Origin of the sequence: Sphingomonas sp. (genome assembly GCF_040398505.1) — a bacterium.
Classification (GTDB): domain Bacteria; phylum Pseudomonadota; class Alphaproteobacteria; order Sphingomonadales; family Sphingomonadaceae; genus Sphingomonas.
Map to the genome: position 1 here is coordinate 1 of NZ_JBBATX010000160.1, position 4,498 is coordinate 4,498.

The 4,498-nt window shown below is 63.4% G+C and carries 3 protein-coding genes; all 3 read left to right on the top strand.

What is annotated here, in order from left to right; all coding sequences use genetic code 11:
* Positions 1 to 2,007: threonine--tRNA ligase (gene thrS / locus ABWP09_RS13675; protein WP_353205677.1), on the top strand; the 2,007-nt coding region annotated here is incomplete at its 5' end.
* A 97-nt stretch (positions 2,008 to 2,104) separates the two neighbouring features.
* Entirely contained in the window at positions 2,105 to 2,629 is a 525-nt protein-coding gene (gene infC / locus ABWP09_RS13680; protein ID WP_176498034.1) for a translation initiation factor IF-3, read from the top strand.
* A 318-nt stretch (positions 2,630 to 2,947) separates the two neighbouring features.
* The gene (locus ABWP09_RS13685; protein WP_353205678.1) at positions 2,948 to 4,465 is read left to right on the top strand and encodes a TonB-dependent receptor; all 1,518 of its coding nucleotides are present in this window, start codon (positions 2,948 to 2,950) and stop codon (positions 4,463 to 4,465) included.
* Positions 4,466 to 4,498 lie beyond the last annotated feature (33 nt).

Genomic DNA, 4,498 nt, shown 5'->3' on the forward strand with positions numbered 1-4,498 from the left:
ATGTCCGCCCTTTTCCGCATCACGCTGCCCGACGGTTCCGTCCGCGAGGTAGCCCCGGGGACTACCCCGGCCGATGTGGCCGCCGCGATCGGGCCGGGCCTCGCCAAGGCGGCGATCGCCGCGCGGATCGACGGCGAGCTGCGCGATATCACGCGGCCGTTCGAAGGCGACACCAAGCTTGCTTTGGTCACGGCGCGCGACGAAGCCGACGCGCTCGAACTCGCGCGCCACGATTATGCGCATGTGCTCGCCGAGGCGGTGCAGAACCTGTTTCCGGGCACGCAGATCACCTTCGGTCCCTCGACCGACGACGGCTTCTATTACGATTTCGCGCCGAAGGACCGGCCGTTCACCGACGAAGATTTGCCCGCGATCGAAGCCGAGATGCGCCGCGTTATCGCCAAGGACGAGCCGCTGATCCGCGAAGTGTGGAGCCGCGCCGATCTGATCGACCGCTGGACCAAGCAGGGCGAGCGCTTCAAGGCCGAATGGGCCGCCGAACTGCCTGAGGGCGAGGAACTAACGGTCTACAAGGCCGGCACGGGTGACGACGCGTGGCTCGACATGTGCCGCGGGCCGCATCTCGCCTCGACCGGCAAGCTCGCGTCCGATGCCTTCAAGCTGACGCGCGTGTCGGGTGCCTATTGGCGTGGCGATCAGAAGAACGCGATGCTCAGCCGCATCTACGGGACGGGCTGGCTGAGCAAGAAGCAGCTCGACGCGCATCTGACGATGCTCGAGGAAGCGGGCAAGCGCGATCATCGCAAGATCGGGCAGGAAATGGACTTGTTCCACCTCCAGTCCGAAGCGCAGGGCTCGGTCTTTTGGCATCCCAAGGGCTTCATCCTGTGGCGGCAGTTGGAGGCGTATATGCGCCGCCGGCTCGACGCGGCGGGCTATGCCGAGGTCAAGACGCCGCAGCTGATGGACGCGCGCCAGTGGGAGCAGTCGGGCCATTGGGGCAAATATCGCGAGAATATGTTCGTCGTCCCCGACGAAATCCCCAGCACCGACGACGACAAGGCGATTTTCAGCGGCACCGCTGATCTGATGGCGCTGAAGCCGATGAACTGCCCGGCGCACGTGCTGATCTTCCGCCAGGGGATCAAATCGTATCGCGACTTGCCGATCCGTATGGCCGAATTCGGCTGCTGCCACCGCAACGAGCCGCACGGCGCGCTCCACGGCATCATGCGCGTCCGCCAGTTCACGCAGGACGATGCGCATATCTTCGTCCGCGAGGATCAGCTGATCGCCGAGGTCCAGCAATTCTGCGAATTGCTCGACAGCGTATACCGCGATCTCGGGTTCGAGGATTATGCGGTCAAGCTCGCGCTGCGCCCCGATGCGCGCTTCGGGACTGACGCAATGTGGGACCAGGCCGAAGCCGAATTGCGCGAGGCGGTGCTGGGCTCAAACCTCAGCGACTCGATCAAGGCCAAGTTCGAGGAATTGCCGGGCGAGGGTGCCTTCTACGCGCCGAAGCTCGAATTCCATCTGACCGATGCGATCGGGCGGACGTGGCAAGTCGGCACGATCCAGTCCGATCGCGTGCTGCCCGAACGGCTCGATGCGAGCTATGTCGGCGCCGATGGCGAGCGGCATCGCCCGGTGATGCTCCACCGCGCGATCCTCGGGACATTCGAGCGCTTTCTCGGGATTCTGATCGAGCACCACGCCGGTCGCTTCCCGCTCTGGCTGGCACCGGTCCAGGCGGTCGTCGCGACGATCGTGTCGGACGCCGATGGCTATGCCGCCGAGGTCAAGGCCAAGCTGGCGGCAGCGGGCATCCGCGTCGAGACCGACCTGCGCAACGAGAAGATCAACTATAAGGTGCGCGAACACAGCCTCGCCAAGGTCCCGAATCTGCTGGTTGTTGGCAAGCGCGAGGCCGAGGAAGGCAAGGTCGCGCTGCGCCAATTGGGCAGCGATCGGCAGCAATTCCTGCCCCTCGATGACGCGATCGCGATGCTGGTCCGGGATGCGACCCCGCCGGATTTGATCTAATCTTGGGGCGCGACCGCGCGGCCATCTTTCGCCGCGCGTCAAAAACGCCTATATACGTCCATTAACAACGACAGGAGCCTCCCCTATCCGTCCTCCCATGACCCGCCAGGCGCCGCCGATGAATGGCCCTCGCTTCAACGAATTCATTGTGTCGCCCAAGGTCCGCGTGATCGACGGGGACGGCGAAAATCTTGGCGTGATGTACACACGCGAGGCGATGGAGCAGGCGCGCGAGGTCGGTCTCGACCTGGTCGAAGTGTCGCCCAACGCCGATCCGCCCGTCGCCAAGTTCCTCGATGTCGGCAAGTTCAAGTACGAAGCCCAGAAAAAGGCTAACCTCGCCCGCAAGAGCCAGAAGACGCAGGAGATCAAGGAGATCAAGATGCGTCCCAACATCGATGACCATGATTACGACACCAAGATGAAAAAGGTGCTCGAGTTCATCGACGAAGGCGACAAGGTCAAGATCACGCTGCGCTTCCGCGGGCGCGAATTGAGCCACGGCCAGCTCGGCATGGTCCTGCTCCAGCGCGTTCAGGCCGATGTTGCCGAAACCGCCAAGGTCGAGGCCTATCCACGCATGGAAGGCCGTCAGATGCTGATGGTGCTCGCGCCGAAATAATTTTCGGATCGCCGTGGCCGATAGTCGCGGCAAAGCGCGGGACCCGTGCGAAATTCAGTGCTTTACGTAACGTCGTTTCGGCCATGTCCGGTCCCCGGGCATGGCCGTTCGGTGTGGCCTGAGTGCACCACTTCCCACCATTACCCATTCTAAAACATGGTTTTTTGCTGGACGCCTACGCCCGTCGGGCTATGCCGCGCCGCAACACCCGAACACTGAAAAAATCTGGAGAGTTTTGTAATGCGTAAGTCCGCGTACCTGTTGTCTGTTGCCGCCATCGCTGTCTCGGCCCCCGCTCTTGCGCAGACTGCGCCGGCCATGACTCAGGCGGATGCGCAGCAAGGCACGCCGGCCACAGCGCCCGCACAAGCCGAAGACGATAATGGTGCCGACATTGTCGTAACGGCAACACGCCGCGCCGATCGCTTGTCGAACGTGCCGATCGCGGTGTCGGCGATCGGCCAGGCGTCGCTGCAGAATTCGGGCGGTTCGGACATTCGCTCGCTCAACCAGCTGGCCCCGTCGCTACTGATTTCGTCGACCGGCAGCGAATCGAACGCCTCGGCCCGCATCCGCGGCGTCGGCACGGTCGGCGACAATCCCGGCCTCGAAAGCTCGGTCGCGGTGTTCATCGACGGCGTCTATCGCAGCCGCACCGGCGTGGGCTTGAACGAACTGGGTGAGATCGACCGCGTCGAAGTGCTGCGCGGACCGCAGGGGACGCTGTTCGGCCGCAATGCGTCGGCGGGCCTCATCAACATCATCACACGCGGGCCCGAATTCACCTTTGGCGGCAATGCCGAGGGCACCTATGGCAATTACGACCAGAAGCGCCTCGCGTTCGGCGTGACCGGCCCGATCACCGACCAGCTCGCCTTCCGCGTCGATGGGATCTATGTGAGCCGCGACGGTTTCTACAAGAACGTGACCCAGGGCGGCGGCAGCGAAGCGCGCGTCAACGATCGCGACCGCTACTTCGTCCGCGGGCAATTGCTGTTCAAGCCGACGGCGGATCTCAGCTTTCGCCTGATCGGTGATTATTCACATCGCAAGGAAAGCTGCTGCGGCGCGACCTATTACGGCCAGGCGCAGACCTTCGATCCGACCGCCAACGCCGTCCAGGCCAATGGCAGCAGCGTCAACAGCGACGGCGCGGTATCGGTCAGCGACGCCAACCCGATCGTCGATATCCTGCGCCGCGCCGGGGCGGTCTATCCGCTGGCGGGCAACACGCCCAACCCGTTCAACCGCGAAGTCGCGCTGACGCCGGGCCAGACCTATCGCAACACCACCGTCGATTATGGCGGCTCGCTTCAGGCTGACTGGAATCTCGGCGGCGCCACGCTCACCTCGATCACCGCGTACCGCGAATATAAGTCGGGCAATGCTGGCGATGTCGATTACACCAATGTCGATCTGGCGCACCGCGCGGCCGACGGCAATGCCTACCGTCAGTTCCACACCTTCACGCAGGAAGCGCGCCTGCAGGGTTCGGCGTTCGACAACCGGCTCGATTGGTTGGTCGGCGGTTTCTATTCGAACGAGAAATTGCGCGTCGTCGATAACGCCGTGTTCGGGTCGCAATATGGCGCATTCGCCGCGTGCCGCCTCGTCGCCAACATCAGCACCAATGCCGTGCTGCAGAACAATACCGCGCCCGGCTGCCTGTCGGCAACGGGTCGTGCGACGGTGACGGGGGCGTTCGGCGCGCTTGCGCCGGCGGTGCTGGCCGGACTCGATCGGCTTTCGACCGTCAACAATGTCGGCGACAATGGTTCGGTCTACCGCCAGAAGAGCGAGAATTTCGCATTCTTCACGGCTTTGTTGCAAAACTGACGTTGGGGATTCACGTAGGGAATCGAGTGGGAT

What these genes read in the sequence shown, in the direction of transcription:
- infC (WP_176498034.1), top strand. Translation starts at nt 2,105, where the DNA reads ATGACCCGCCAGGCGCCGCCGATGAATGGCCCTCGCTTCAACGAATTC.
- ABWP09_RS13685 (WP_353205678.1), top strand. Translation starts at nt 2,948, where the DNA reads ATGACTCAGGCGGATGCGCAGCAAGGCACGCCGGCCACAGCGCCCGCA.